Source organism: Agrobacterium sp. OT33 (assembly GCF_017313365.1).
Taxonomy (GTDB): Bacteria; Pseudomonadota; Alphaproteobacteria; order Rhizobiales; family Rhizobiaceae; genus Agrobacterium; species Agrobacterium rhizogenes_A.
The window spans coordinates 689412-713669 of sequence record NZ_JAFLMZ010000001.1; the positions used below are offsets into that span (position 1 = coordinate 689412).

General features: G+C 59.8%; 27 protein-coding genes. 17 read left to right on the forward strand and 10 right to left on the reverse strand.

Going from position 1 to position 24258, the window contains the following annotated elements; all coding sequences use genetic code 11:
* Positions 1-9: 9 nt before the first annotated feature.
* Positions 10-747 carry a phosphonate metabolism transcriptional regulator PhnF gene (phnF, locus tag JZX88_RS03410; RefSeq protein WP_065114572.1) on the reverse strand — a complete coding sequence of 246 codons (738 nt, stop codon included), beginning with the start codon at positions 745-747 and terminating at the stop codon, positions 10-12.
* An 82-nt stretch (positions 748-829) separates the two neighbouring features.
* Between phnF and phnG the strand changes: the two genes are divergently transcribed.
* The 16 genes from phnG (at position 830) to JZX88_RS03490 (ending at position 15186) form a co-directional block, all read left to right on the forward strand.
* Positions 830-1291, forward strand: coding sequence for a phosphonate C-P lyase system protein PhnG (gene phnG / locus JZX88_RS03415; protein ID WP_065114571.1), 462 nt, complete (start codon positions 830-832; stop codon positions 1289-1291).
* The gene (phnH, locus tag JZX88_RS03420; protein ID WP_065114570.1) at positions 1291-1899 is read left to right on the forward strand and encodes a phosphonate C-P lyase system protein PhnH; all 609 of its coding nucleotides are present in this window, start codon (positions 1291-1293) and stop codon (positions 1897-1899) included. The genes phnG and phnH overlap by 1 nt, the downstream gene beginning before the upstream one ends.
* 1 nt (position 1900) lies before the next feature.
* A complete protein-coding gene (locus JZX88_RS03425; RefSeq protein ID WP_206912541.1) occupies positions 1901-3010 on the forward strand; it encodes a carbon-phosphorus lyase complex subunit PhnI in 1110 nt (369 codons plus the stop codon).
* A 133-nt stretch (positions 3011-3143) separates the two neighbouring features.
* The gene (locus JZX88_RS03430; RefSeq protein ID WP_065114568.1) at positions 3144-4046 is read left to right on the forward strand and encodes an alpha-D-ribose 1-methylphosphonate 5-phosphate C-P-lyase PhnJ; all 903 of its coding nucleotides are present in this window, start codon (positions 3144-3146) and stop codon (positions 4044-4046) included.
* Positions 4043-4819, forward strand: a complete 777-nt coding sequence (gene phnK, locus JZX88_RS03435) for a phosphonate C-P lyase system protein PhnK (protein WP_003524419.1) — start codon at positions 4043-4045, stop codon at positions 4817-4819. The genes JZX88_RS03430 and phnK overlap by 4 nt, the downstream gene beginning before the upstream one ends.
* 4 nt (positions 4820-4823) lie before the next feature.
* The gene (phnL, locus tag JZX88_RS03440; RefSeq protein ID WP_065114567.1) at positions 4824-5531 is read left to right on the forward strand and encodes a phosphonate C-P lyase system protein PhnL; all 708 of its coding nucleotides are present in this window, start codon (positions 4824-4826) and stop codon (positions 5529-5531) included.
* Positions 5528-6145: a DapH/DapD/GlmU-related protein gene (locus tag JZX88_RS03445; protein ID WP_206912542.1), complete on the forward strand. Its 618-nt coding sequence runs from the start codon at positions 5528-5530 to the stop codon at positions 6143-6145. Before phnL ends, JZX88_RS03445 begins: the two co-directional genes overlap by 4 nt.
* Positions 6146-6381: 236 nt before the next feature.
* Positions 6382-7242, forward strand: a complete 861-nt coding sequence (phnC, locus tag JZX88_RS03450; RefSeq protein ID WP_110755799.1) for a phosphonate ABC transporter ATP-binding protein — start codon at positions 6382-6384, stop codon at positions 7240-7242.
* 85 nt (positions 7243-7327) lie between these two features.
* The gene (gene phnD / locus JZX88_RS03455; protein ID WP_065114564.1) at positions 7328-8233 is read left to right on the forward strand and encodes a phosphonate ABC transporter substrate-binding protein; all 906 of its coding nucleotides are present in this window, start codon (positions 7328-7330) and stop codon (positions 8231-8233) included.
* A gap of 71 nt (positions 8234-8304) precedes the next feature.
* Positions 8305-9291, forward strand: a complete 987-nt coding sequence (phnE, locus tag JZX88_RS03460) for a phosphonate ABC transporter, permease protein PhnE (RefSeq protein WP_065114563.1) — start codon at positions 8305-8307, stop codon at positions 9289-9291.
* Positions 9291-10640 (forward strand): phosphonate ABC transporter, permease protein PhnE, encoded by a 1350-nt coding sequence (gene phnE / locus JZX88_RS03465; protein WP_110755803.1) that lies wholly within the window; start codon positions 9291-9293, stop codon positions 10638-10640. Before phnE (JZX88_RS03460) ends, phnE (JZX88_RS03465) begins: the two co-directional genes overlap by 1 nt.
* A 275-nt stretch (positions 10641-10915) precedes the next feature.
* Positions 10916-11614, forward strand: a complete 699-nt coding sequence (locus JZX88_RS03470; RefSeq protein WP_206912543.1) for a DUF1045 domain-containing protein — start codon at positions 10916-10918, stop codon at positions 11612-11614.
* A complete protein-coding gene (locus JZX88_RS03475; protein ID WP_142855155.1) occupies positions 11611-12747 on the forward strand; it encodes an alpha-D-ribose 1-methylphosphonate 5-triphosphate diphosphatase in 1137 nt (378 codons plus the stop codon). The genes JZX88_RS03470 and JZX88_RS03475 overlap by 4 nt, the downstream gene beginning before the upstream one ends.
* Complete coding sequence (phnN, locus tag JZX88_RS03480) at positions 12744-13343, forward strand: phosphonate metabolism protein/1,5-bisphosphokinase (PRPP-forming) PhnN (protein WP_174028709.1); 600 nt, start codon at positions 12744-12746, stop codon at positions 13341-13343. Before JZX88_RS03475 ends, phnN begins: the two co-directional genes overlap by 4 nt.
* Before the next feature lie 86 nt (positions 13344-13429).
* Complete coding sequence (locus JZX88_RS03485) at positions 13430-14470, forward strand: AraC family transcriptional regulator (protein ID WP_206912544.1); 1041 nt, start codon at positions 13430-13432, stop codon at positions 14468-14470.
* A 470-nt stretch (positions 14471-14940) separates the two neighbouring features.
* Positions 14941-15186, forward strand: coding sequence for a LuxR C-terminal-related transcriptional regulator (locus JZX88_RS03490; RefSeq protein ID WP_142855154.1), 246 nt, complete (start codon positions 14941-14943; stop codon positions 15184-15186).
* Positions 15187-15404: 218 nt separating this feature from the next.
* On the opposite strand, the gene JZX88_RS03495 is transcribed toward JZX88_RS03490, so the two are convergent.
* From JZX88_RS03495 to JZX88_RS03530, 8 genes are all read right to left on the reverse strand, one after another.
* Entirely contained in the window at positions 15405-16394 is a 990-nt protein-coding gene (locus JZX88_RS03495) for an Ldh family oxidoreductase (protein WP_206912545.1), read from the reverse strand.
* Positions 16395-16521: 127 nt separating this feature from the next.
* Entirely contained in the window at positions 16522-17448 is a 927-nt protein-coding gene (locus JZX88_RS03500; protein ID WP_110755811.1) for a TonB family protein, read from the reverse strand.
* The gene (exbD, locus tag JZX88_RS03505; RefSeq protein WP_174028705.1) at positions 17445-17927 is read right to left on the reverse strand and encodes a TonB system transport protein ExbD; all 483 of its coding nucleotides are present in this window, start codon (positions 17925-17927) and stop codon (positions 17445-17447) included. Before exbD ends, JZX88_RS03500 begins: the two co-directional genes overlap by 4 nt.
* Before the next feature lie 6 nt (positions 17928-17933).
* Positions 17934-19130, reverse strand: coding sequence for a tonB-system energizer ExbB (exbB, locus tag JZX88_RS03510; RefSeq protein WP_206912547.1), 1197 nt, complete (start codon positions 19128-19130; stop codon positions 17934-17936).
* A 193-nt stretch (positions 19131-19323) separates the two neighbouring features.
* Positions 19324-20061 (reverse strand): histidine utilization repressor, encoded by a 738-nt coding sequence (gene hutC, locus JZX88_RS03515; RefSeq protein WP_206912549.1) that lies wholly within the window; start codon positions 20059-20061, stop codon positions 19324-19326.
* Positions 20062-20096: 35 nt separating this feature from the next.
* Entirely contained in the window at positions 20097-20882 is a 786-nt protein-coding gene (locus tag JZX88_RS03520; RefSeq protein WP_065114552.1) for an ABC transporter ATP-binding protein, read from the reverse strand.
* Positions 20882-21655: an ABC transporter permease gene (locus JZX88_RS03525; protein WP_065116092.1), complete on the reverse strand. Its 774-nt coding sequence runs from the start codon at positions 21653-21655 to the stop codon at positions 20882-20884. Before JZX88_RS03525 ends, JZX88_RS03520 begins: the two co-directional genes overlap by 1 nt.
* 142 nt (positions 21656-21797) lie before the next feature.
* Positions 21798-22739: an ABC transporter substrate-binding protein gene (locus tag JZX88_RS03530; RefSeq protein WP_065114551.1), complete on the reverse strand. Its 942-nt coding sequence runs from the start codon at positions 22737-22739 to the stop codon at positions 21798-21800.
* Between the two features lie 202 nt (positions 22740-22941).
* On the opposite strand from JZX88_RS03530, the gene JZX88_RS03535 reads away from it, so the two are divergent.
* Positions 22942-23652: a YoaK family protein gene (locus JZX88_RS03535; RefSeq protein WP_065116091.1), complete on the forward strand. Its 711-nt coding sequence runs from the start codon at positions 22942-22944 to the stop codon at positions 23650-23652.
* Between the two features lie 11 nt (positions 23653-23663).
* Here JZX88_RS03535 and JZX88_RS03540 read toward each other — a convergent pair whose 3' ends face one another.
* Positions 23664-24182 (reverse strand): hypothetical protein, encoded by a 519-nt coding sequence (locus JZX88_RS03540; protein ID WP_065114550.1) that lies wholly within the window; start codon positions 24180-24182, stop codon positions 23664-23666.
* Positions 24183-24258: the final 76 nt, after the last annotated feature.

The following is a 24258-nucleotide window of genomic DNA, read 5'->3' on the forward strand; positions in this document are numbered from 1 at the left end:
GCCTGTACCCTAATTTTCCACCGTGAACTCGACGGTATCGGCCGAAAATCGGCTGACGGCATATTGCACCGGCACGCCATCCATATCGGCATTCAGCGCCTGAGTGACGAGCAGGATGGCACCCGGCGACAATTCGAGATCGGCGAGATCCTGCGTATCGGCGTGGCTGGCTGAAATAACGGTCGAGATGCGCACGTAGTCCGCTACGCCGAGCGCCTTGAAAGCGGCCGTGATAGAACCGCTTTTCTGATAGGCCTCGCCTATTCCGGCGAAACGATCCGCCGGAAACCATGTGGTCGAACGGGACACCGGCCGGGTGTCGGCCTTGCGCAGGGTCTCCAGACGCACGAGCGGAGCGCCGGTCTGGAGTTGCAGCCGCGCTGCCAGATCGGCACTTGCAGGCTCGGTCGTGTGGGAAAGAAGCAGCGCCTCCATTTCCTTCACCTGATCGCCGATGCCTGCCGTGAAGCGTGTGCGCAGTGAAATCGGAAAACTCAGCCGTTCCTTGCGGGCAATCATCGTGCCGCGCCCCTGCCTCGGCTCAAGGATGCCTTCGCTCGCCAATGCGGCAATGGCGCTTCGGACGGTGTGGCGGTTGACGCCGAATTTTTCCGCCAGTGTCATCTCGGGCGGCAACATGCCGGTTTCATCGTGATCACCAGCCGCGATCTCGCCCCTGATCCTGTCGGCGATCTGCCGCCAGAGTGCGACGCCGTTCTTTCTTTTCATTGCTGCCGAAGGGCTCATGTCACACGCTTGTCATTCATCGACGTTAATTGTAGCTTATATTGTATAGTTGTCTATATCAATAGACATTAGAGGTCAAGCGATGAATAACGAAGTTGCGAATATACTTAGTGAAAGGAAGCGGGTGGCGGCACTTCTTGCCCGCGCCACCGTTCAGGAACTTGAGGCGGTCTGGAACCGGCAGGACGCCAGCCCGCAGACGGAAAACGTGCGTGGGCCGGAAACCGGCCTCGTCATGGTCAAGGGCCGTATCGGCGGCGGCGGCGCGCCTTTCAATCTGGGTGAAACCACCGTTACCCGCGCGACGATCAAGCTTGCTTCCGGCACTGTCGGCCATGCCCATGTTCTCGGCACCGGTCGCAAGAAGGCCTGGTATGCGGCCGTTTTCGACGCTCTCTGGCAGGAAAACCCGACCCGCGACTTCATCGAAACCGAGCTTCTGTCACCGGTCGAAAAAAGACTGAACGAGGAAAAACAGCGCAAAACCAAAGAAACCGCCGCCACGCGGGTCGATTTCTTCACCATGGTTAGAGGAGAGGATTGATGGGTGTAAAGGCCGAAGCATTGACAGGCGGCTTTTCCAGCGCCGTCTTCGATTCCCAGCGGATTTTCAAGAAACTGATGGACGGCATGGCGCGTCCGGGCACACCGCAGACAATCGAAACCGCGGTCGCCCCGCCGCTACCGCTTGCTCCTGCAACTGGCGCGGTTCTGCTGGCGCTCTGCGATCATGACACGCCGGTCTGGCTGAGCGGCGCGTTGCGCAAGACTGCGGTGCCGGGCTGGGTCGGATTTCACACCGGGGCAATTGCGACGGAAGAAAAAAGCGCTGCACATTTCGCCGTTATCGAGGCGGGCAGCGCCATAGCTTCCTTCGGCCTCTTCGCCCAGGGAAGCCAGGAATATCCCGACCGTTCCACCACGGTCATCATCGAGCTACCCGATCTCGATGGCGGACAGGAACTGCTGCTGTCCGGCCCAGGCATCCGCCACATCAACATCATCAGCCCAACCGGCCTGCCGGACATATTCCCGAGGCTGTGGGCGGAGAACAACGCCATCTTCCCGCGCGGCGTCGATGTCATCCTGACGGCCGGCGATAAATTCGTCTGCCTGCCGCGCACGACGCGCATTAAACCCGTGGAGGCATAAGATGTATGTTGCTGTCAAAGGCGGGGAAACCGCCATCGCCAACGCCCACCGGCTTCTGGCCGACAAGCGGCGCGGCGACCGCGATCTGCCGGCGATGACGGTCGCGCAGATCGTTTCGCAGCTTTCACTCGCCGTCGACCGCGTCATGGCGGAAGCCTCACTTTATGATCAGTCGCTTGCAGCCCTTGCGGTCAAGCAGGCACGCGGTGACATGATCGAGGCCATCTTCCTGCTGCGCGCCTATCGCACCACGTTGCCGCGGTTCGGCTATTCGCTGCCGGTCAATACGGCTAACATGACGGTGCAGCGGCGCGTTTCGGCAACCTACAAGGACTTGCCGGGCGGGCAATTGCTGGGGCCGACCTTCGACTATACCCATCGTCTGCTCGATCCCTCGCTGCTCGAAGACGAGGCTGTCGAAACCGCTGCCATTCGTGAAGGCGAACCGGATTATGTCATGCGGGTTTCCGACATTCTCGCCGAAGAAGGGCTGATCGAAAGCGATGGCGATATGCCTGACGATCATATTGCCGGCGATCTGACACGTGAGCCGATGGAATTTCCGATGCCACGCGACCTGCGCCTGCAATCGCTGGCGCGCGGCGACGAGGGCTTCCTCCTCGCGCTCGCCTATTCGACACAGCGCGGTTACGGCCGCACACACCCCTTCGTCGGCGAAATCCGCATTGGCGACGTGGAAATAGAACTGGACGTACCGGAACTCGGTTTTTCTGTTTCCCTCGGCGATATCCAGGTTACCGAATGCCAGATGGTCAACCAGTTCAAGGGTTCGGCCAAGGCGCCACCGCAGTTCACCCGCGGTTACGGTCTGGTCTTCGGTCAGAGCGAACGCAAGGCGATGGCCATGTCGCTGGTCGACAGGGCGCTGCGGGCCGGTGAATTCGGCGAAGATGTCGTTGCCCCGGCGCAGGATGAGGAATTCGTCATCTCACACGCCGACAATGTGCAGGCGACAGGTTTTGTCGAACACCTGAAACTGCCGCATTACGTGGATTTTCAGGCCGAACTCGGTCTGGTCAGGAAAATGCGCGCCGATTTCGAGGCGATCAACGCTGATGGCGCGGAATGGATGGGCGATGCGGCCGAATAGCTCAGCGGCTGTGCTGCTCCCCAAACCAGTAAGCGCAAAAGACGGTCGATGCTGCAAACACAGCAAAGAACACGGCTGCAAGAATTCCAATCTCCATGAGCTTGTACTCCTTTTTTCGCAAGGTTAACGCGCAATGCTTGAAGAAGTTTCATTTGACGACGGGCTGGCTGCCTACAACTTCGCCTATCTGGACGAACAGACCAAGCGGATGATCCGCCGGGCGATCCTGAAGGCCATCGCCATTCCCGGTTACCAGGTCCCCTTCGCTTCCCGTGAAATGCCCATGCCCTATGGCTGGGGCACCGGCGGCGTGCAGCTCACCGCTTCCATCGTCGGCCCCGACGATGTGCTGAAGGTGATCGACCAGGGTGCCGACGACACCACCAATGCGGTGTCCATTCGTGCCTTTTTCCAGAAGGTGGCGAATGTTGCCGTCACCACCCGCACCAGGGATGCGACCATCATCCAGACGCGGCACCGCATTCCGGAAGAAGAACTGCATTCCGGTCAGGTTCTGGTCTATCAGGTTCCCATTCCCGAGCCCTTGCGTTTCCTCGAGCCACGCGAGACCGAAACCCGCGTCATGCACGCGCTAGAGGAATACGGTCTGATGCACGTCAAGCTCTACGAGGACATCGCCCGCAACGGCCGCATCTCCACCACCTATGCCTATCCGGTGAAGGTTGCCGGGCGTTATGTGATGGACCCTTCGCCGACGCCGAAATTCGACAATCCGAAAATGAATATGTCGGACGCCCTGCAACTGTTCGGCGCCGGGCGCGAAAAGCGCATCTATGCCGTGCCGCCCTATACCGACGTCGTCAGCCTGGATTTCGAGGATCACCCCTTTGAAATCCAGCGCTTCGACAAGCCCTGCGCACTGTGCGGCGCGGAGAATGTCTATCTGGACGAGGTGGTGCTTGATGATAAGGGCGGGCGGATGTTCGTCTGCTCCGATACCGACCATTGCGAGGACCGCCGTGCCCATGGCCACAAGGGCCATATGCTGGCGGATGTGAAGGAGGCCGCAGAATGAGCGACGCACCGCTTTTGAAAGTCCGGGACGTTTCCAAATATTACGGCGACCGCGCCGGTTGCCGCAACGTTTCCTTCGAGCTTTATCCGGGCGAGGTTCTGGCCATTGTCGGCGAATCCGGTTCCGGCAAGACCACGCTTCTCAACTGCATTTCCACCCGGCTGATGCCAACGGCGGGCAGCGTGGAATATCGCATGCGCGACGGTTCGGTACGTGACCTTTACCACATGGGTGAGGCCGAACGGCGTTTCCTGATGCGCACCGACTGGGGCTTCGTGCACCAGAACCCGGCGGACGGGCTGCGAATGGCGGTTTCGGCCGGCGCCAATGTCGGTGAGCGGCTGATGGCCGTGGGCAACCGGCATTACGGCAACATAAGGCAATCGGCCAGCGAATGGCTGGAGCGGGTAGAAATCGGCACCGACCGTATCGACGACCAGCCGCGCGCCTTCTCCGGCGGCATGCGCCAGCGCCTGCAGATCGCCCGCAATCTCGTCACCTCACCGCGCCTCGTCTTCATGGATGAACCGACGGGCGGCCTTGATGTCTCCGTGCAGGCGCGCCTGCTCGATCTCGTGCGCGGTCTCGTCAACGATCTCGGCCTTGCCGTCGTCGTCGTCACCCATGATCTGGCCGTAGCGCGGCTGCTGTCCCATCGCATGATGGTGATGAAGGGCGGCGACGTCATCGAACATGGCCTCACCGACCGGGTGCTGGACGATCCGCGCGAACCCTACACGCAATTGCTTGTTTCCTCCATCTTGCAGGTTTGACGCTATGACGACGCCTCTTATCGTTTCGGAAGTCTTCAAAAGCTTCACCATGCATCTTCGCGACGGCATCGAACTGCCCGTTGTCCGCGATGTCAATTTCTCCGTTTCGGGCGGCGAATGCGTCGTTCTCGGCGGCCCGTCAGGTATCGGCAAAAGCTCGATCCTGAAAATGCTCTATGGCAACTACGCCATCGACAGCGGGCAGATCCTCATCCGCCATCAGGGTGAGGTCATCGATATCGGCAATGCTTCGCCACGCACGATCCTCGATATCCGCCACCGCACCATCGGTTATGTCAGCCAGTTCCTGCGCACGGTGCCCCGTGTGGCGGCCATCGACGTGGTTGCCGAGCCGCTTCTGGCGCGCAAGGTTGCCACTGGGGACGCGCGCGAACAGGCAGCCATGCTGCTTTCGAAACTCAACCTGCCGCGGGAATTGTGGTCGCTGCCGCCGGCAACCTTTTCGGGCGGTGAGCAACAGCGCGTCAACATCGCGCGCGGTTTCATCACCGATCACGCGATCCTGCTCCTCGACGAGCCAACCGCCTCGCTCGACGCCACCAACCGGCGCGTGGTGGTCGACATGATCAGGGAGAAAAAGGACAAGGGCACGGCGCTGCTCGGCATCTTCCACGACGAGGAGGTGCGCGAAGCCGTTGCCGACCGCATTCTCGACGTCTCGCAATTCTCTCCCCGGAAGGCAGCGGCATGAGTGTCAAGGTCGGTCTCGAACCCGTCATTCACGACACCGCCCGCGTCACCAATTCCTCGATCGGCCGCTACACCGAAATTTCGGAGCGCTGCCGCCTCGAGGAGGTTGAGATGGGCGACTACTCCTACGTCATGCAGGATGGCGCGATCTGGTGCACCACCATCGGAAAATTCGTCAATATCGCCGCTTCCGTCCGCATCAATGCCACCAATCACCCGATGCAGCGGGCGACATTGCACCATTTCACCTATCGCGCCCGCAGCTACTGGGACGACGCCGAGGATGAAACGGATTTCTTCGCCGCCCGCCGCGCCAAGCGCGTGGTGATCGGCCACGATGTCTGGATCGGCCATGGCGCGACCCTCCTGCCCGGTGTGACGGTGGGGAACGGTGCGGTAATCGGGGCCGGGGCGGTCGTTTCCAAAGATGTTGCGCCCTATACCATCGTCGGCGGCGTGCCCGCCCGGCTGATCCGCGAGCGTTTTCCCTCAGAGCTTGGCAGGCGCATGGACAATCTGAATTGGTGGGATTGGGACCATGCAAGACTGCGCGGCGCGCTCGATGATTTCCGCACGCTCGCCGCCGAGGATTTCGTGGCGAAATATGGCGGGTGAATTCCGCTCATACCAAAGCAATTGCAGTCCCGGGGCCATGTCCCGGGATTTCTGTTTGTCGGCTCCTGATAACCAGGCGGAATTTGCTGCTCATGACACGCTTGACGAAAGGTTTGTCGGCGAACGCCAGAGTGTCGTATCTGCGAATTCTGTAATATTTTCTTCATTAAACTGACACGCGCAGTTCATGGACCGCTGTTAGGTCGAACCCCGTCATAAGAAGATTGGACGGGGAAATGAGCTTTCACCTGAAGCAAGTCACGCGCCGTTTCGGCAACCACACTGCGGTCGATGCCGTGAATGTCGAGATACCGCAGGGTCAGATGGTCGGCGTGATCGGACGCTCGGGCGCTGGCAAATCAACGCTGCTGCGCATGATCAACCGCCTCGTCGATCCGTCTTCGGGTTCCATTCATTTCAACGATACGGAAGTATCGGCGCTGAAGGGCGCTGCGTTGCGCAACTGGCAGCGCGATTGCGCCATGATCTTCCAGCAGTTCAATCTGGTACCGCGTCTCGACGTGCTTACCAATGTCATGCTCGGCCGCCTCAACCACCGTTCGACGGCGCTCAGCCTGTTCAACATCTTCACCAATGACGAGCGCCTGATGGCGATCGCCGCGCTGGAGCGCCTCGGCATCGAGCATGTGGCCATGCAGGCGGCCGGCACGCTTTCTGGCGGCCAGCAGCAGCGCGTCGCCATTGCCCGCGCCCTGATGCAGTCTCCGAAGATGGTTCTGGCCGACGAGCCGATCGCATCGCTCGATCCCCTCAATGCCAAGATCGTGATGGACGCGCTGCGCGATATCAACGAACGCGAAGGCATTACCGTCATCACCAACCTGCACACGCTGGATACGGCGCGCAATTATTGCGAACGCATCATCGGCATGTCACAGGGCCGCGTCGTTTTCGACGGAACACCGGCGGAGCTGACCGCTGCGGCCGTCACGGAGATTTACGGAACCGATTCGCAAGGCTCCGGCATCGACGAGACCATGACCTCGACCAGCATCAATATTCCCGGCGCGCAGCTTGCCGCGCGTCCGGTGCAGCAATCTGCCGGTCCCGAACCGCTCGCTCTCGCCGGGCTCTGAGGAACCGCTCAGCATCGTTTGCGCCCGCGTCAAGGGCCGACATCTCACAACAAACTCCGGCTCGCCGGGAAACAGGAGAAAGTCCATGTTGAAGAAAGTCCTTCTTTCGGCAGTCGCCCTTGGCGTTCTGGCCGGTTCCGCCATGGCTCAGGACGTCAAGGTTCTGCGCATCGGTCTCGACGGCTCCGAAAACGAAGCCGACCAGATCCGCAACACCAAGTGCGTTGCCGATGGCCTCAAGGCTGCAACCGGCGTTTCCGAAGTTCAGGTTTTCCCGTCGCCGGACTATAACGGCGTCATCCAGGGCCTGCTCGGCGGCACCATCGACATCGCTTCCATGGGCGCTTCCTCCTACGCCAAGATCGCCCTGGCCGATCCGAAGGCCGTCGACCCGATCCTGACCACGGCCGGCGCCGACGGTTCGACCGGTTATTACACGATCATGGTTGCCCGCAAGGACAGCGGCATCAAGACGCTGGCTGACGCCAAGGGCAAGAAGATCGGCTTTGCCGACCCTGACTCCACCTCGGGCTTCCTCGTTCCGAACGTCGCCATCCCGAAGGAAACCGGCGTTCCGGTCAAGGAATACTTCTCCGAAACCGGTTTCGGCGGCGGCCATGAGAACCTCGTTCTCGCCGTTCTCGACAAGAAGTTCGACGTTGGCACCACCTTCGGTTCGGGCGTCGGCAAGTGGGAAGAAGGCTACACGGCCGGCAACCTCTACCAGATGGTCAAGAAGGGCAACCTCGACATGGACGATATCGTCGAAGTCTGGAAGTCGCCGCTGATCCCGAACGGCCCGCTCATGGTCACCAACAAGCTCGGCGACGCGATGAAGCAGAAGGTCGAAGACTTCTTCATGGAACTACCGAAGAAGGACCTCGCATGCTTCCAGGGCTTCACCCAGGGCAAGAACACCGCCTACATCAAGGTCGATCCGTCCTTCTACCAGACGATCATCGACGCCCGTAAGTCCGTTATCGGCGGCTGATCCTGAGATCATAACCGAAAGCGGCGGTGCCTTGCGGCGCCGCCGCTTTTGCCAATAAAGGAAAAAGCGGCATGGCGACCACACTGCACCATGGCACCCTCTCGCCCGAGGGATTGAGCGCATCGTCCCAGACGGTCATGCGCCATTATCAACAGCAGCTTGCGACACGGCGGATCTACACCGTCATTTCGCTCGTGATCTTCCTCGTCATTCTCGCCGCTTCACTGAATTTCGCCAATGCGGCCAATTCGGGCAAGTTCTTCGAGCGCCTGCCCTATTTCTTCGATTTCATGAAGACCTTCGTGCCGGACAGTCCGCTGGAAATTTTCCGGGCGATGTTCGACCTGCCATCGCCCTATGCGAACGGCTCGCTGAAATACAACTATGTCGCGGATCGCGTTTACATCACCGATGGCTTCTACATCCCGCATTTCATTTACCAGCTGATCATCACGCTCAACATCGCGCTGGTTTCGACAATCATCGGCACCGGCTTCGCCTTCGTGCTCTGCTTCTTCGCCTCCACCAACCTCGTCGGCGCCGGCCTCGTGCGCTGGGTGGTGCGCCGGGTGATGGAAGTGCTGCGTGCCTTTCCTGAAATCGTCGTCGCCGGTTTGCTGACCGCCATCCTGTCGATCGGTCCGATCGCGGCGATCATCGCGATTTCGGTCCACACGATCGGCGCTCTTGGCAAGCTGTTCTTCGAAGTGGTGGAAAATGCCGACATGAAGCCCGATGAAGGCCTGCGCGCCGCCGGCGCCAACTGGCTGGAGCGGGTTCGCTTCGCCATCGTGCCGCAGGTTCTGCCCAATTTCGTATCCTATGCGCTGCTGCGCGCCGAAATCAACGTGCGCGCCTCCACCATCATCGGTGCGGTCGGCGGCGGCGGCATCGGCGAAGTGTTCCGGCTGTCGATCGGCAATGACCATGCTTCCAAGACCTATGCCATCATCATCCTGCTGCTGATCACCATCATCGCCGTCGACCAGTTTTCCAGCTGGCTGCGCCGCAGACTGATCGGCCATCAGTCCTTCGAATTCGGACGGGGAGCAGCCTGATGTCCTCCAGCTTCATTCTCAACACTGCCGAGCGCGAAAGGCTGACCGCCGCGCATCCCGCAATTTTCAAACGCGGCTTCATGAAGCGTTACGGTCTGCTGATCGGTATTCTCGCCACCGTCATTTATCTCATCAGCTGCTTTTTCTTCTTTAATGTCGGGCCGGCTTTCATGCAGGGCCGCTGGGATCGTGCGTCGAGCTATATTCAGGACTGGTATTCCTGGCGCGCCCAGCCGCGCCTGCGCTTCGAGGATGGCAAGGTCGAGCCGCAATGGTCGAGCCGCGGACAATATCCCGTCGACGCAAAGATCGACTGGCTGCAGCCTCTCCCGGATGGCGGCTACAGCGTCGTTTATGCGGGTACGGAAAACCGCCTTGACGTGACGCCGACCCGGGTGGATGTCTATGTCGACGGTCAAAGCTATCCCGTCATCATCAATGGCGAACAGGCACGGGCGCCCGAAAACCGGCCGCAGGAAATCCAGCAGGACGGCAACAAGGTCCTCGTGCATTACGGTTTTGCCGGACAGGCGGAAATCCGTACCAGCCAGGTCTATGTGCAACGCCGTTTCCTTGGATGGGCGAATTTCCTGTTCGACACCAAGTCGGAATTCTGGGGCAAGGGTTATGGCGAACTGGCGGCTCTCGCGCTTTGGGGCGAGAGGCTCGATCCCGAGCGCTCCAATATCAGCCATATGGCGGATGATTTCCTCGACAACAGCGTCTGGCAGCATGCCGATATTCTATCCAAGCTGATGCAGACGCTGGTCATGGCCTTTGTCGGCACGCTGTTCGGCACACTCGTCGCCCTGCCGCTCGCCTTCATCGCGGCGCGCAATATCACCGCCAACAAGGCTGCGAACTGGGGCATGAAGCGCCTGTTCGACTTCCTGCGCTCCATCGACATGTTGATCTGGGCGCTGTTCTTCACCCGCAGTTTCGGCCCGGGACCGATCCCTGGCATTGCCGCGATCTTCTTCACCGATACGGGCGCGCTCGGCAAGGTCTATGCCGAGGCGCTGGAGAATGTCGACGACAAGCAGCGCGAGGGCGTCAAATCGGTCGGCGCTTCCCCGATTGCCGTCAATCGCTTCGGTGTGCTGCCGCAGGTGCTGCCGGTCTTCATTTCGCAATCGCTCTATTTCTGGGAAAGCAACACCCGCTCCGCCACGATCATCGGCGCAGTGGGTGCGGGTGGCATCGGCCTGAAACTGCTGGAAGCGATGGGTACCAATGCCGATTGGGACAAGGTCGCCTATATGGTCCTGCTTATCCTCTTCGTCGTTTTCCTGTTCGACCATATTTCCAACTCGCTGCGTTCCCGCCTGATCGGCAAGACACAGCACTAGGCCATGATCGGGGTGTGGTGACGAAAGTCGCAGCGACGTTTGTCCTCACACCCCAGACACTCGCGCAGTCCTGATTTATGCCGGCCATCTCCCCTCGTCATATCCGTCTGCGCTCTCATTGCACTCGGAGTGGTTGGCGCATTTTGAATGCGCTTTTTTCCATGGGCATCATCATTCTGTCACGGAAAGCGATTACCTCGCACTCCTGACCTTGCGGGAAGCGGGCGAGTCACGCCAAATAGCTTCTCATCCCTGGTTTCCCATGACACTGAAGAGTGCTTGCCGTGCGCTACGCCATCTATTTTTCTCCGGCTAAAGATCACCCGCTGACTGAAGCAGCGTCACGCTGGCTTGGCCGCAATGCATTTTCCGGCACGTTGCATGACGACCACGTCGACTATGCCGAGATGACGGAGGAACCGCGCCGTTACGGCTTCCACGCGACGCTGAAGGCTCCTTTCGAGCTTGCCGAAAAATACAATGAAGCGGAGCTGCTCACCGCTGTGGAAGACTTCGCGGCCAGCCAGTCGGCCTTCGATATTCCGCGTGTCGTCGTTGGCGCGCTCGGGCCGTTTTTCGCGCTCGTTCCGGACCGGACCTACCAGCCGCTGCAGGATTTCGCCGCCGAGATCGTCGATCATTTTGACCGGTTTCGTGCGCCCCTGTCGGAGACCGATATTGCGCGGCGGCGGCCGCAAATGCTGACGGAAAGCCAGCGGCAGAATCTGTCACTCTGGGGTTATCCGCATGTCATGGATGACTTCCGCTTTCACATGACACTCACCGGCCGCATCGACGAGGGTGATCAGCCCACCCTGCAAGAGGTTCTTTCGGCACGTTTTGCCGAATTCGTCGACCAGCCTCTCACCATTTCCGGCCTCGCTTTGTTCATTGAAGAAACGCGCGGCGCGCCCTTTACCGTTCATCGCTGGCACCCGCTTGGCCAGCAGCCAAAGAAAGATGCGAACCCATGACCGAGCACGCCCTGTCCAATGCCCGTATCGTCCTGGAAGACGATATTATTCTGGGATCTGTTCTGATCCGCGACGGCAAGATCGCCGATATCAGCGAAGGCGCCTCCAAAACCGGAGAGGACCTCGAAGGCGATTTCCTCATCCCCGGTCTGGTGGAACTGCATACCGACCATCTGGAACAACATTATTCACCGCGTCCCGGCGTGATCTGGGACAAGATTGCCGCCATTCAGGCCCATGATGCACAGGTGGCGGCCTCCGGCATCACCACTGTGTTCGACTGCCTGCGGCTCGGCTCGGATGAGGATGGCGGTTTCAAGAAGGGTGAAATGCGGGAAATGGCTGACGCTATCGAGGCGGCAGCGGACCAGAACCGTTTGCGTGCGGATCACCTGCTGCATCTGCGCTGTGAGGTTGCCTCCGCCGATGTGCTCGAACATTTCGAGGACTTCGAAACCGATCCGCGCGTTCGGCTGATTTCGCTGATGGACCACTCTCCGGGTCAGCGCCAGTTCCAGTCCATGGATCAGTACATCTTCTATTACCAGAAGAAGCGCGGGTTGAGCGACGAGGCTTTTGCCGAATTCGTGCGGCGGCGGCAGGCCGCATCGGCCGAATATTCCGCCAAGCACCGCGATTATCTGGCAGCCCGCTGCGCCGAGCGCGGCATCACGGTCGCAAGCCATGACGACGCCACCGAAGCGCATGTGGGCGAAGCGATCGGCCACGGTGTGAAGCTGGCGGAATTCCCCACCAGCGTCGAGGCGGCAAAGGCCTCGCACAGCGCCGGCATGAGCGTCCTGATGGGCGCGCCGAACATCGTTCGCGGCAAGTCCCATTCCGGTAACATCGCTGCCCGTGATCTCGCCGAAATCGGCGTGCTGGATGTCCTTTCTTCCGACTATGTGCCGTTCAGCCTGCTTTTCGCACCGTTCCTGCTCGCCGATCAGGTGGAAGCCATCACCCTGCCGGAGGCGCTCCGCATGGTTACCGCCACGCCGGCGCGCACCGTTGGCCTTCTTGACCGCGGCCGTATCGCAACGGGATTGCGCGCCGATCTGGTCCGGGTTCACCGCGAAGATGGCGTTCCGGTCGCCCGTTCGGTCTGGCGCCAGGGCAAGCGCGTGGCATGACCGACGGCGGGGAGGACAGCCGGCGTGAAAAAATGCCGGGAACGATGATCGTGGTTGTCGGCCCAAGCGGGGCCGGCAAGGACACGCTGATGGACTATGCGGCAACGCAATTGTCCGGACGGCCCGGTTTTCACTTCACCCGCCGGGTCATTACCCGCAGCGGCGATGCAGGTGGCGAAAACCACGATGCGGTTTCGATGCATGAGTTCAACCGGCTGGCGGATGAAGGCGCATTCGCCGTCTCCTGGCAGGCGCATGGGCTGAAATATGGCATTCCGGCCATGGTCCACCGTCATCTAGAGGCGGGAGACGTGGTCATCGCCAACGGTTCCCGCTCGGCCCTGCCGCAGTTCGGCTCGGCCTTTTCCCGTCTCAAGGTCGTGAACATCGTTGCCCGGCCGGAGGTGCTGGCACGGCGGCTGGAACAACGCGGACGGGAAAGCCGCGAAGATATCCTGCGGCGGCTGGAACGCAGTTCGCTTACGGTCACCGGAGACTTCGACGTGACGACGGTGGATAATAGCGGCGCCATCGAAGATGCCGGCAGAACCATCCTGCAGGTGCTGGAACAAAGCTGCGGCCTTGGCCGGTCTTGAATTCCCGGCCCGTACTGCTCGACAAATAGCCTTGCAAAGCTTACCATCAGGCGACAATTTCCAAACATGGTACGCCAAGGCGAGGGATGCCCGAAAAGAGGGTCAGTGACGAGATAACTGTGGTGGCTGGTCTGGCCGCCGGCGTCGGCAATTATGCGCGGTCGCGGGGCATCGATATCGCCCCCATCTGCAAGGCGCTCGATATCAATCCCGCCACTTTCGACAGCCTGACGGAGCGCATAAGCCTCGACAGATTGTGCCGCCTGCTTGAAACCTGCGCCCTGATTTCGGGTGACGATGCCTTCGGTCTGCAATGCGCCTCCAGCTTTCCGGCCGGTGCATCCGGCGCATTCGGCTATGGCCTGATCAGCGCGCCCACGGTGCGGGCTTTTCTGCGTTTTCTTCAGGATCACGTTTATTACGCAACCAACAACAGCAATTTCACCATGGTTGCGGACACCACACATGTAACGCTTTCCTGGTCCTTTGCGCCTGTTATCGCCAAGCGGGACCAATATGTGGATCTATCCCTGACAGTTCTGATCCAGCGGCTTCGCGATATTCTGGGCGAGCGCATCCACCAGATCGAAATCGGTCTGGAGCGGCAGAAACCGATTAATATTCAGCTATTTAAAGAAAAAATGAGCAAACGGATCAGTTTTTCCCAGCCGATCCATACGATGCGTCTTCCCGTATCGCTTCTCGATGTGGCCAATCCGAATGCGGATGAGCGGCTTTTCGAGCTGATGAATTTGCAGTGCCGGATGCTGCGACCGGAAACCTCGGCCGACGCAACACATTTCATCGACCAGGTAAAACGATACATGCAGATGCGGCTGTCGGATGCGGAGCTTTCTCTCGGCGAGATCGCACCCTATTTCAATCTCTCCGAACGGAGTTTTCAGCGGCGGCTTGCCGAACTTGGCACTAATCTCAACGAGATCAAGGATGCCATACGCAAGAACGCCGGCTTCAAGCTTCTGGTGGAAAGCGACCTGCCGGTTTCAGACATAAGCTACAGGCTGGGCTATTCGACACCCGGAGCGTTTTCACGCTCGGTGTCCCGCTGGTTCGGGGCCACCCCGACGGATATTCGCAAGAAACATGCGCATCATTCCGCCAGATAAAACCCATTTACGGCACCTATATTTCAAAATTACACTTTAAATTTAAAAATTATGTCGGCTTTTCACGGCATGTGTGCCGAAACATAACAATAAGAACGCAAAACTTGGCGTGGGATGTTATTTTATCGCTGTCCGATATCGCCTATTAGAGCGCCGCGTGGCCCGTCGAGTGTGACGGAAACATTCCAAAGCTTTGAATTTGTACATTGTTCCGGGCCAGAACCGATACCGGTTCAAGAGATATCGGAGCGACTGTTCTTCCAATGGCCGGGGGATAACGTCAATACCGGGGCCTGCCGGCTGCGAAAGCGGCCGTTCATCGCATAATTCCTGATGCCATATGAAACTTATTGGCGAAATTGGCGTTTCTGTTCGCGTGCAGACAGAGCGTTGGCGAGCGGGTCTCAGGGAATGAAATTATTACCTGATCGCACTCCGGGAAGGTCAATCTCTTTTGAGGCAGAAAGAACATGTCTTTAAAAACGCCGCATGAACATCGCCAGACGCGCGAGATCACCCTTTCAGACCGGGAACGGCACTATCTGGGACTGGTGGCGCGGGGTAAACACCCTTCCCACATCGCCCTTGTGACTGGCGCGAAGGAAGCGGAAGTGAAGGACGTACTGGAAGCAGTGCGGACCAGGCTCGGCGCGGCCAATCTGCTGAATGCCGTCAGCATTGCCCTGCTGCGCGGCCTGATTGAACAGGACATCTAAAGATTTTTCGCTCCAGGCTTACGTGAATTCGTCCCCTTTCCGTAAGCTGAAAACCGGATGAGCGGCTTTCTGCGTCAAATCCCCCATTTTGGTGGCGGGATGGCGGACCAAAAGCGGGCAGGAAATGATTTCCGGCCCATATAGACGCAAATGCAAGCGGCCATAAACGGTTTGCCCGGCGGATCACTGGATCCGCCGGGTTTTCATTTTGCAACTCTTTAGAGCGACTGGATTTCGGCGAGAATATCGCTTTCGATGACGATGCCACCTTCCAGCGCCTGACGACGGATACCCTGACTGCGCCGGCCGGGCAGGCGTACATTTTCCTGTTTTTCGATCTCGCCGGCAATCAGCGCCAGCCGCTCGGCAAAGGCCGCACTGCCTGTCGATACCGGATCTATGGCTATGATCGTATGGCCAAGGGCAGGCGGCGCACCCTTGTCATCCAGAAGGGAGGAGGCCTCAAACGCGAAATTTCCGCCGGTCAGCGCAGCGGCCATGATTTCCACCATCAGCGCCAGCGCGGCACCTTTCGCCTCACCTGCGGGCACCATGGTTCCTGCTATCGCTTCTTCCGGATCGGTCGTCGGCCGGCCATTGCTGTCGAGCGCCCAGTCACCCGGAATGGTCTCACCCTTCTGGCGCGCCGCCATGATCTTTCCGCGCGCGACCTTGGAGAGCGCCAGATCGATCACCAGCGGATCGGCGTTGCCGACGGGGGTGGCGAAGGCGATCGGATTGGTGCCGTAAAGCGGTTTGCTGCCACCCCATGGCGCCATGGATGCCGGCGCATTGGCGAACATGAGCGCGACGAGACCCATGTCGGCAAAACGTTCGACGGTCAACGCCATGACGCCGGCATGATGGGAGCGGTGGATTGCAGCAAGCGCAATGCCCTGCTGCCGGACCATTTCAGGCAATTCCTCCAGCGCGCAGTCGATCGCCGGATAGGCATAACCATGATTGGCATCGATTAACAGGACACCCGGCTTCACGCGCTTCGCCACCGGCCGCGCCTTGCCATCGACCTTTCCGACCCGCGCCTGGCGGACATAAACGGGAATACGGCGAAAACCGTGACCGCTCTGACCCGCGGCTTCCGACGCCACGAGCGCCTTGGCCACCGAGCGGGCGTTCTGCGGCAGAACGCCATTGCGCTCAAAGATAGAGGATACGAGATCCTCCGCCTCTGCGATTGAGAATTTCATTCCGGAATGCCTCTGCTTGGTAAAGTCGACAAGACCTACACCATCGAAAACATTCGCGAAATCTTATTCGCGCACAAACCGGTTCACGCGCGAAGAATAGTGGATAGCCGTCTGTTCAAACGCTGTTCTAGCGGATGCTGATCGGCAGCGTGATCGTCTTGTTTGCTTCCGGAGGAGGCGCCGGCACGGGTGACGCGCTCTGAATCCAGGCTGCGATCTGCTGGTCGATAGAGGAGTCGCCCGTAGACTGCACAACGCTGACCCCGCTGATGGCGCCGGCATCATTAACCCTGAACCGCACTGTCGCCGTCATCGCATCACTGCGCAGCGAACGTGGCTTGCGCCGCTGGATATGCGAGCGAACCTTCGATCCCCATTTCGCAGGCGAGGCCGATGATGACGAGAAGAAACCGGCATTGTTGCGCGATGCCGCCGTCCGGTCAGACTGCTGGGCCTCCGCCTTCGCGGTTTCGCGCAATTCCGACGCCTGCTGCGGTTTGGGACGCTGGCGCTCGACTTTCTTTTTCTCTTCCGGCTCTTTCTTTTCCACCTTCTTTTCGACAGGCGGCGGCGGAGGCCGCATGACGGGCAAGGGAACCTCGACATTTTCGAGTTCCGCCATCATCTGCTCCTGCACGGGATCGATCGGCTCCACCGGCTCGGGAATTTCCTGCGGTTCGACAATCTCCTCGACCGGCGGTTCAGGCGGCTGAACGGGTTCTGGCGGTGGTGTTTCCGCAACCGGTTCCGGTGGTGGCGGCTCTTCCGGAGCGGCCTCTTCCAACGGTTCGCTGCTGTCGCTCTTTACCTCTTCGGCGTCTTCGACATCCTGCGCCTGCGTCGTTTCCTCGGTCTTGACGGCTTCCGGTATCGCCGCCATTTCGATCATGATCGCGGCAGGCGGCGGTCCGCCGGCATCCAGTTCCTCCGGCTCCTGCATCAGGTAATAGGCAAAGCCGGCATGAACGCTCAGCATCAGCAGCGCCGCGGTGGACCACAGCGTCACTTCCCCGAGACGGGAATGGCGGGCCTGCGGGTAGCCGTTTTCGGTCATGGCGCGGTTCCCTGCGCCGCCGGCGCGGTAGGCTCGGCCGGGGGCTGCGTGGCTGCTGCTGCAGCATTTTCGAGCCCCACCAGGGCAATCTTCAGATAACCCGCATCCCTGAGCAGATTCATGATTTCCATGAAGTGACCATAGTCGACGGCCTTATCGGCCCGCAGGAAAATACGCGTATCCTTCTTGCCGCCCGTCTGCCGGTCTATCGCTGCTGCCAGGGCTTCGCGAGCGACCGCATCATTGCCGAGGTTGAGTGAAAGATCGTCCTTGACCGTCAGATAAAGCGGTTCTTCCGGTCGCTCCACCGGCTTGGCGGTGGATGCCGGCAGATCGACATTCACATCAACAGTGGCGAGCGGTGCGGCCACCATGAAGATGATGAGCAGCACCAGCATCACATCAATGAAGGGCGTGACATTGATCTCATGGTTTTCGGAGAGATCGTCACCGCTGTTTTCGCGAATTCCGCCAGCCATGATCGATCACCGTCCAACCAGCGACACGGCGGGCTTACTGGCACTGCCTGGCGGAATACGGCGGAAATCAAGGTCGCGGCTAACGAGGCGCTCCACGCCGGCTGCGGCATCCGCCAGCAGATGGCGGTAACCGGTGATGGAACGGGCAAAAACGTTATAGATCACCACCGCGGGAATAGCGGCAACGAGACCGATGGCGGTAGCCAGAAGCGCTTCCGCAATGCCGGGTGCGACAACGGCAAGATTGGTGGTCTGCGATTCCGAAATGCTGATGAAGGAGTTCATGATCCCCCAGACCGTGCCGAACAGGCCAACGAAGGGTGCGGTGGAACCGATCGTTGCCAGAACACCCGTTCCGCGCGACATGCGGCGGCCGGCATGGGTTTCGATACGTGACAGCGCCGAGGAAACCCGTTCCTTGATGCCACCGCCATCCGTGTGTTCGACCACCGCGTCGGAAAGCTGCATTTCGTGGGTCGCCATGCGCAACATGAGCGCGGCCGGTCCACCCTTGTTTTCGACAGCCTCGGTTGCCTCGGTCAGGGTTTTGGCCCGGCGAATGACCTTCAGTGTCGCGCCTGCACGCACCCGTGCACCGGCAAGCTCGATCGATTTTGCCACCCAGACCGTCCAGGTAACCAGCGATGCGAAGGCAAGACCGATCATCACGCCCTTTACGACCCAGTCCGCCGCCATGAACATGCCCCAAGGCGACAGATTGTGCGGGATGTCGGCGCGGTGTTCAGCACTTGCGGGTTCAGTGCTCACGGGCTCTATCGGCGTCGAAGCCTCATTCGGCGCTACCGTCTGGCTGGCCTGTCCCGGCTGTTCGGTCGGCGTCGGCTGCGGCGCAACGCCCTCGGGTGCCGGCACGGGATCGGTTGCCGATTGAGCGGGCGCAGGCGGGTTCGAAGACGGCTGGGCAGGCACCTCGGCGGCCGGTTGTTCCGGTGCGGTCGCGGAAGGCTGGGCTGGCTGGATCGCCGGCGCATTCGGTGTCACAGGCGCTTCCGCCGGCGGCTGGGCGGGCTGGACGGTTTCCGTTTGAGGCGCGGATTGAATCTGGGGGTCGGATGCCGTCTGAGCCAAAGCCACGCCGGCACTCAACCCCGCCAGCAGGGTGACTGCCGTGGCAAGGGAGAGATGCCGCAACTTGTTTGCCCTGTTGAGGGAGGCGGAAGAAATGGAGGTCTCAGCTGACATAATTTTAATCCCGGATTTCCGTCGATGAACTCATCCGCAGATTGGCCGGCTCCTGAAAGCCGGGGTCATGAACGGATGCCGTCGTGAAAGCTTGACGTTCCGATAATAAACCTGAGTTCTTTTGACAACTATTATATTGTCAAAAGACGACTCGCAAACTCTTCTTTACAAAAAAGTGACTGCGCTGCGGCCTTCAGTTGCTCTGCGAAGGCGAAAATTGCGCGACGAGCGCGTGCCGGTCACCGGGATAGGTGACCCTGACGTGGGTAATATAATCCGCCCCGTGCCATGTGCGACGATCAATGACCAGACAGGCGGCACCGGATGCGATGCCCAGCGCCGCCGCACTCCTGCGGTCGGCGGAAACGGCGCTGATGCGATGTTCGGCGGCGCTCCAGGGCACCATCTTCAGCAACCATGTTCCCGGCCCCGTCTGCGAAAAATCCGTGATTTCCGCCTCTGGAACGGCGATGACATTTATGATGCGCTCCTCCAGACAAAAAGGGACGCCGCCGGCAAAATGCGTGCAGGTGAGTTCCAGAACCCGGGCATCGGCGGCAAGCGCCATCGCCGCACCGTCGTCGTCACCGGCAGGGCGCAGATGCCGCTTGTCCAGCCGGTATCCGTAAACGAGGCCGAGCGCCTGCACCTCCCGCTCGATATCATGGATTTCCAGCACAGCCGATTGGGCATGGGGCTGGCGGACGAAGGTACCGAGACGGCGGCGTCTTTCAATCAGGCCCCGCTGCACCAGCTCGCCCAACGCCTTGTTCACCGTCATGCGCGAGCAGGCATATTGCCGGGTCATCTCGTGTTCGAAGGGAATGCGATATCCAGGCGGCCATTCGCCCGACATGATGTGGCGCTCGACATCGTTGCGGATGCGTTCGTGCAGTGATTTCTCCTGAAGATCGGCGCCTGTGCTCCTCATCCCGATGCTTTCATCCTCCCGGTTCGCTCGGTCAACTATCCATGGGCAGCGGCAGCAATCGCCTCGCTGCGGATTTCCTCCGTCAGTTTGGCGCGCAGTTGCGAAAATTCCGGGCTGGCCTTGACGGTGTAGTGACGCGGATGCGGCAGGTCGACCGGCGTGATCGACTTGATGCGACCCGGCCTTGCGGACATGGTCACCACACGCGACGCCATGAAGACCGCTTCTTCAATGTCATGGGTGACGAAAATGACGGTCTTCTGCTCGCGCTCCCAGATGCCAAGCAACAATTCCTGCATCAGCCCGCGCGTCTGGTTATCGAGAGCGCCGAAAGGCTCATCGAGCAGCAGGATTTTCGGGCCGTTCGCCAGGGCACGGGCAATCGCCGTTCTCTGCTGCATGCCGCCGGAGAGCTGTTTCGGCCAATGGTTTTCAAAACCGCGCAGGCCGACCTTGTCGATATAGCTATCAACGATTTCCCATTTTTCCTTCTCAGCGACGCCGCGTTCGCGCAGGCCGAAGGCGACGTTTTCCCGAATCGTCAGCCAGGGAAACAGCGTGTAGGACTGGAATACCATACCGCGATCCGCCCCCGGCCCCGTCACCGCCCGGCCGGACAGCAGGACCTCGCCGGTCGTCGGACGGTCAAGCCCGGCGATGATGCGCAGCAGGGTCGATTTTCCGCAGCCCGACGGGCCGAGGATGGTAACAAAATCATTGCGTGGTATTTCCAGACTGGTGGGCTGCAGGGCCAGCGTCGGCTGCCCGCCCTGAACGCCCGGAAAGGTGCGGCTGACGCCCTTGATAACGAGTTCGCTCATCAGGCAAGCCTCCAGGCGAAAAGTTTCCGGTTCAGCGATTTGAACGCGAAATCCGAAATGAGGCCGATAACACCGATGACGATGATGCCGAAGATGATCTGCCCGGTCGCCATCAGCGCCTGGCTGTTGATGATCATATAACCGATGCCCGAAGACGCGCCGATCAGTTCGGCGACGATGACATAGGTCCACGCCCAGCCGAGAACGAGGCGGAGGATTTCGGCAATGTCAGGCGCATTGGCCGGAATGAGCACACGGCGAACCACGCCCCGGTCTTTTGCGCCGAGTGTATAGGCGGCCTCCACCAGATCGCGCCGCGTACCGGCGACCGCCACGGCCACCATCAGGATGATCTGGAACACCGCACCGATGAAGATCACCAGCAGCTTCTGCATCTCGCCAATGCCAGCCCAGAGAATGAGCAACGGCACGAAGGCGGACGCCGGAAGGTAGCGGGCAAAGGAGACGAAAGGCTCCAGCAGCGCTTCGATGGGTTTATACGCCCCCATGGCGATGCCGAGCGGCACGGCGACCACCGATGCCAGCACGAAACCGCCCACCACGCGCCAGATGGTCATGCCGATATCGCTGGCAAAGCCCTGATCGGTGATGAGATAGATGCCGTCCTTCAGCATGGTGATGGGGTCGGCCAGAAAGGTCGGCGATACGAAGCCGCCCAGCGTGGCGAGGCCCCAGGCGGAGAAAAACAGCACGAAGAACAGGATACCGAGGGCAATCCTCGTGCTGTTCCTGATGGGTTGAAGAGGTTGCATACTGTCGCCTGTCTGGGAGAACTGGCGCGGCAGCGGCACCGCGCCCTCAAAGCGCCTCCACGCCATTCCCGGCGTGGAAGACCTTTCCTGCGTGTCATTGGCGGCAAGATTCCCTGCGAGGGGACGCAGCCGCCTGCTTCCGTCACTTGATGAAGGACGTATCCGCGAGGGTCGAAAGATCGGGCTTCGACTTGATCACGCCGATTTCGAGCAGCAGATCGGCCGATTTTTCGGAGAAGGTCTTGAATTCACCCTCGAAGAATTTCTGGTTGGCGGCCTTGTCCTGCCATTCCAGGAACTTTGCCGAAGCCGCAAAGGCCTCTCCGGCCTGCTTCACATCCGCGCCCATCGTCGCATAGGACTTCTCAGGATCTGCCTTGATGAGATCGAGCGCCTGGAAATAGCTGTCCGCCAGGGCTTTCGCCGCCTGCGGATTGTCCTTCAGGAAATCCGGTGTGCAACCGAACGTATCCATGACGGCGGGATAATCCAGCGTCGTGGCCAGAATCTTGCCCTTGTCGGGGGCGGCACGCACGGTGGACAGGTAGGGCTCATAGGTCATGGCCGCATCATTCTGGCCGGCGACAAATGCCTGCGCGGCCGGTCCCGGCTCAAGATTGACGACCTTTACATCCTTCAGCGTCAGTCCGTTTTCCTTGAGAATCCAGGCAAGGAAGAAATAGGGCGACGTGCCGGGCGCGGAAGCGGCAATCGTCTTTCCCTTGAGGTCGGTGACCTTGGAGACGTCGCTGCGCACCGCAATGCCATCGGCACCATGCGATTTGTCCATCTGGAAAATCTGGGTGGACTTCACACCGTTGGCATTCCAGGCGATCCATGTTTCCACCGTGGTGGCAGCGCACTGGATATCACCCGACGCCAGGGCCAGATGCCGGCTTGCCTGCGGTATCTTCTTGATATCAACCTTCAGGCCGTTCTTTTCGAAAATACCCGCTTCCTTGGCGAGTGTCAGCGGCGCAAAACCGGTCCAGCCGGACATGCCGATGGTCACCGACGTCTCTGCATAGGCGGAAGCGGATGAGACAAGCGTTGCAATAGTGGCGAGAACCCACGTTTTTTTCATGATCTGAACCCCTTTTGATTTATTTTTGTGCGACATTTTTTATCGCTTTATTTGAGGCATCGTAGGCAGGGATTCTATATTTGTCTAGACAAAATAGACACATTCGAAAGCCGCCGGAAATATTGCAAACTGGCCATCCGCCGTCCTACACATAGTGTGACGCGGCCGGGTATTGGCCCGCCATTTTCCTATCGAGCTTTCCATGACCAGACAGAGACGTCGCAACATTATCAAGGCAAGGCGCACCGGAACAGGTATTGCGCTGGTTGCCGCCATTTCCTTCATTGCCGGCATGACCGACGCGGTGGGTCTTTATATTTCCGGAGATTTCGTCTCCTTCATGACCGGTAACACAACGCGCGCCGCCGTCTCGATGGAAGCGGGCATCTATTCCCATGCGGCGAAGCTGCTCTTTGCGATCGTGGCCTTCGTGGCGGGCAATGCCGGCGGCATCGTTGTGGCGCACAAGTTCGACCGGCGCATTTTCGCCGTTCTCATGGTGGTGGGATCGCTAGTGGCGATTGCGGCGCTGCTGCGCGGCGAAACATCAGGTCTCGCGCAATTTTATCTCGTCGTTTTCGCCATGGGCATGGTCAATGCCGCAGTGGAGCATATTGAGGGGCTGCCGATCGGCCTAACCTATGTGACCGGCGCCCTTTCCCGTTTCGGCCGCGGCATCGGCCGTTTTCTTCTCGGCGAACGGAGCCTTGACTGGGGCATCCAGATCGTACCCTGGCTCGGCATGCTCTGCGGCGCGATCTGCGGCGCCGTTCTGGGCGCCACGCTGCATTCGGATGCTTTGTGGGTCGTCGCGGCCGCGGTTTTCGCCGTCGCCACCGCCACCCTCGTCATTCCGCGCTCGCTTCGGCAGCGATACAATCAGAGGGTCAAAATCCGACGGATTGCGCCGTAAGGCTGCCGCCGTCACTTTCGCGAAATGGTGACGAATTTCGTACCGCGTACCCGCACCGTCATCAGGCAGGGTTCCTTGTCGGTGCGCTCGCAATAACGGGGATGCATCTTCAGCACGAAGACCATGTTGCCGAAACGCTTGATGAAGTCATAGCCGTAAATCCGGGCCGTGGCGATCATCAGATAACCGCCCTCCTTCACCTGAACGTAGAAATTATAGGGGCAGCCCTCATCGTCGCAGCTGCGGCCCTTTTCGCCGTCGCAATCGAGAACGCCGTGATTGACGACGGCATCCATCAACCCGTCATTGTTGATATCCAGCCGTGTGACGAAATCATCACCAAAGGCCGCCACCTTGCACTCCCTGCGGAAATGATCCTTTTCGTAAATCTCGGGATCACTCACCAGCTGCTGCTGCGCCGACAGCGCCGCCGGAAACATCAAGAAGACCAGCACCTGAAGAGCGGCAACGAGAGCGATTCTCACGGCATTTTCCTTTGCATCCGTTTCGGTTATGGATGTTGCGATCATCCGGGCGGCCAGCCTAGAGTTTAGTGCTTGCGCGACACTGACGTGTTCGCGGACCGTGTTTCGGGGGGAACCTTTT

Coding starts and splice junctions, on each gene's coding strand:
- phnF (WP_065114572.1), bottom strand. CDS start 747: ATGAGCCCTTCGGCAGCAATGAAAAGAAAGAACGGCGTCGCACTCTGG.
- phnG (WP_065114571.1), top strand. CDS start 830: ATGAATAACGAAGTTGCGAATATACTTAGTGAAAGGAAGCGGGTGGCG.
- phnH (WP_065114570.1), top strand. CDS start 1,291: ATGGGTGTAAAGGCCGAAGCATTGACAGGCGGCTTTTCCAGCGCCGTC.
- JZX88_RS03425 (WP_206912541.1), top strand. CDS start 1,901: ATGTATGTTGCTGTCAAAGGCGGGGAAACCGCCATCGCCAACGCCCAC.
- JZX88_RS03430 (WP_065114568.1), top strand. CDS start 3,144: ATGCTTGAAGAAGTTTCATTTGACGACGGGCTGGCTGCCTACAACTTC.
- phnK (WP_003524419.1), top strand. CDS start 4,043: ATGAGCGACGCACCGCTTTTGAAAGTCCGGGACGTTTCCAAATATTAC.
- phnL (WP_065114567.1), top strand. CDS start 4,824: ATGACGACGCCTCTTATCGTTTCGGAAGTCTTCAAAAGCTTCACCATG.
- JZX88_RS03445 (WP_206912542.1), top strand. CDS start 5,528: ATGAGTGTCAAGGTCGGTCTCGAACCCGTCATTCACGACACCGCCCGC.
- phnC (WP_110755799.1), top strand. CDS start 6,382: ATGAGCTTTCACCTGAAGCAAGTCACGCGCCGTTTCGGCAACCACACT.
- phnD (WP_065114564.1), top strand. CDS start 7,328: ATGTTGAAGAAAGTCCTTCTTTCGGCAGTCGCCCTTGGCGTTCTGGCC.
- phnE (WP_065114563.1), top strand. CDS start 8,305: ATGGCGACCACACTGCACCATGGCACCCTCTCGCCCGAGGGATTGAGC.
- phnE (WP_110755803.1), top strand. CDS start 9,291: ATGTCCTCCAGCTTCATTCTCAACACTGCCGAGCGCGAAAGGCTGACC.
- JZX88_RS03475 (WP_142855155.1), top strand. CDS start 11,611: ATGACCGAGCACGCCCTGTCCAATGCCCGTATCGTCCTGGAAGACGAT.
- phnN (WP_174028709.1), top strand. CDS start 12,744: ATGACCGACGGCGGGGAGGACAGCCGGCGTGAAAAAATGCCGGGAACG.
- JZX88_RS03485 (WP_206912544.1), top strand. CDS start 13,430: ATGCCCGAAAAGAGGGTCAGTGACGAGATAACTGTGGTGGCTGGTCTG.
- JZX88_RS03490 (WP_142855154.1), top strand. CDS start 14,941: ATGTCTTTAAAAACGCCGCATGAACATCGCCAGACGCGCGAGATCACC.
- JZX88_RS03495 (WP_206912545.1), bottom strand. CDS start 16,394: ATGAAATTCTCAATCGCAGAGGCGGAGGATCTCGTATCCTCTATCTTT.
- JZX88_RS03500 (WP_110755811.1), bottom strand. CDS start 17,448: ATGACCGAAAACGGCTACCCGCAGGCCCGCCATTCCCGTCTCGGGGAA.
- exbD (WP_174028705.1), bottom strand. CDS start 17,927: ATGGCTGGCGGAATTCGCGAAAACAGCGGTGACGATCTCTCCGAAAAC.
- exbB (WP_206912547.1), bottom strand. CDS start 19,130: ATGTCAGCTGAGACCTCCATTTCTTCCGCCTCCCTCAACAGGGCAAAC.
- hutC (WP_206912549.1), bottom strand. CDS start 20,061: ATGAGGAGCACAGGCGCCGATCTTCAGGAGAAATCACTGCACGAACGC.
- JZX88_RS03520 (WP_065114552.1), bottom strand. CDS start 20,882: ATGAGCGAACTCGTTATCAAGGGCGTCAGCCGCACCTTTCCGGGCGTT.
- JZX88_RS03525 (WP_065116092.1), bottom strand. CDS start 21,655: ATGCAACCTCTTCAACCCATCAGGAACAGCACGAGGATTGCCCTCGGT.
- JZX88_RS03530 (WP_065114551.1), bottom strand. CDS start 22,739: ATGAAAAAAACGTGGGTTCTCGCCACTATTGCAACGCTTGTCTCATCC.
- JZX88_RS03535 (WP_065116091.1), top strand. CDS start 22,942: ATGACCAGACAGAGACGTCGCAACATTATCAAGGCAAGGCGCACCGGA.
- JZX88_RS03540 (WP_065114550.1), bottom strand. CDS start 24,182: ATGATCGCAACATCCATAACCGAAACGGATGCAAAGGAAAATGCCGTG.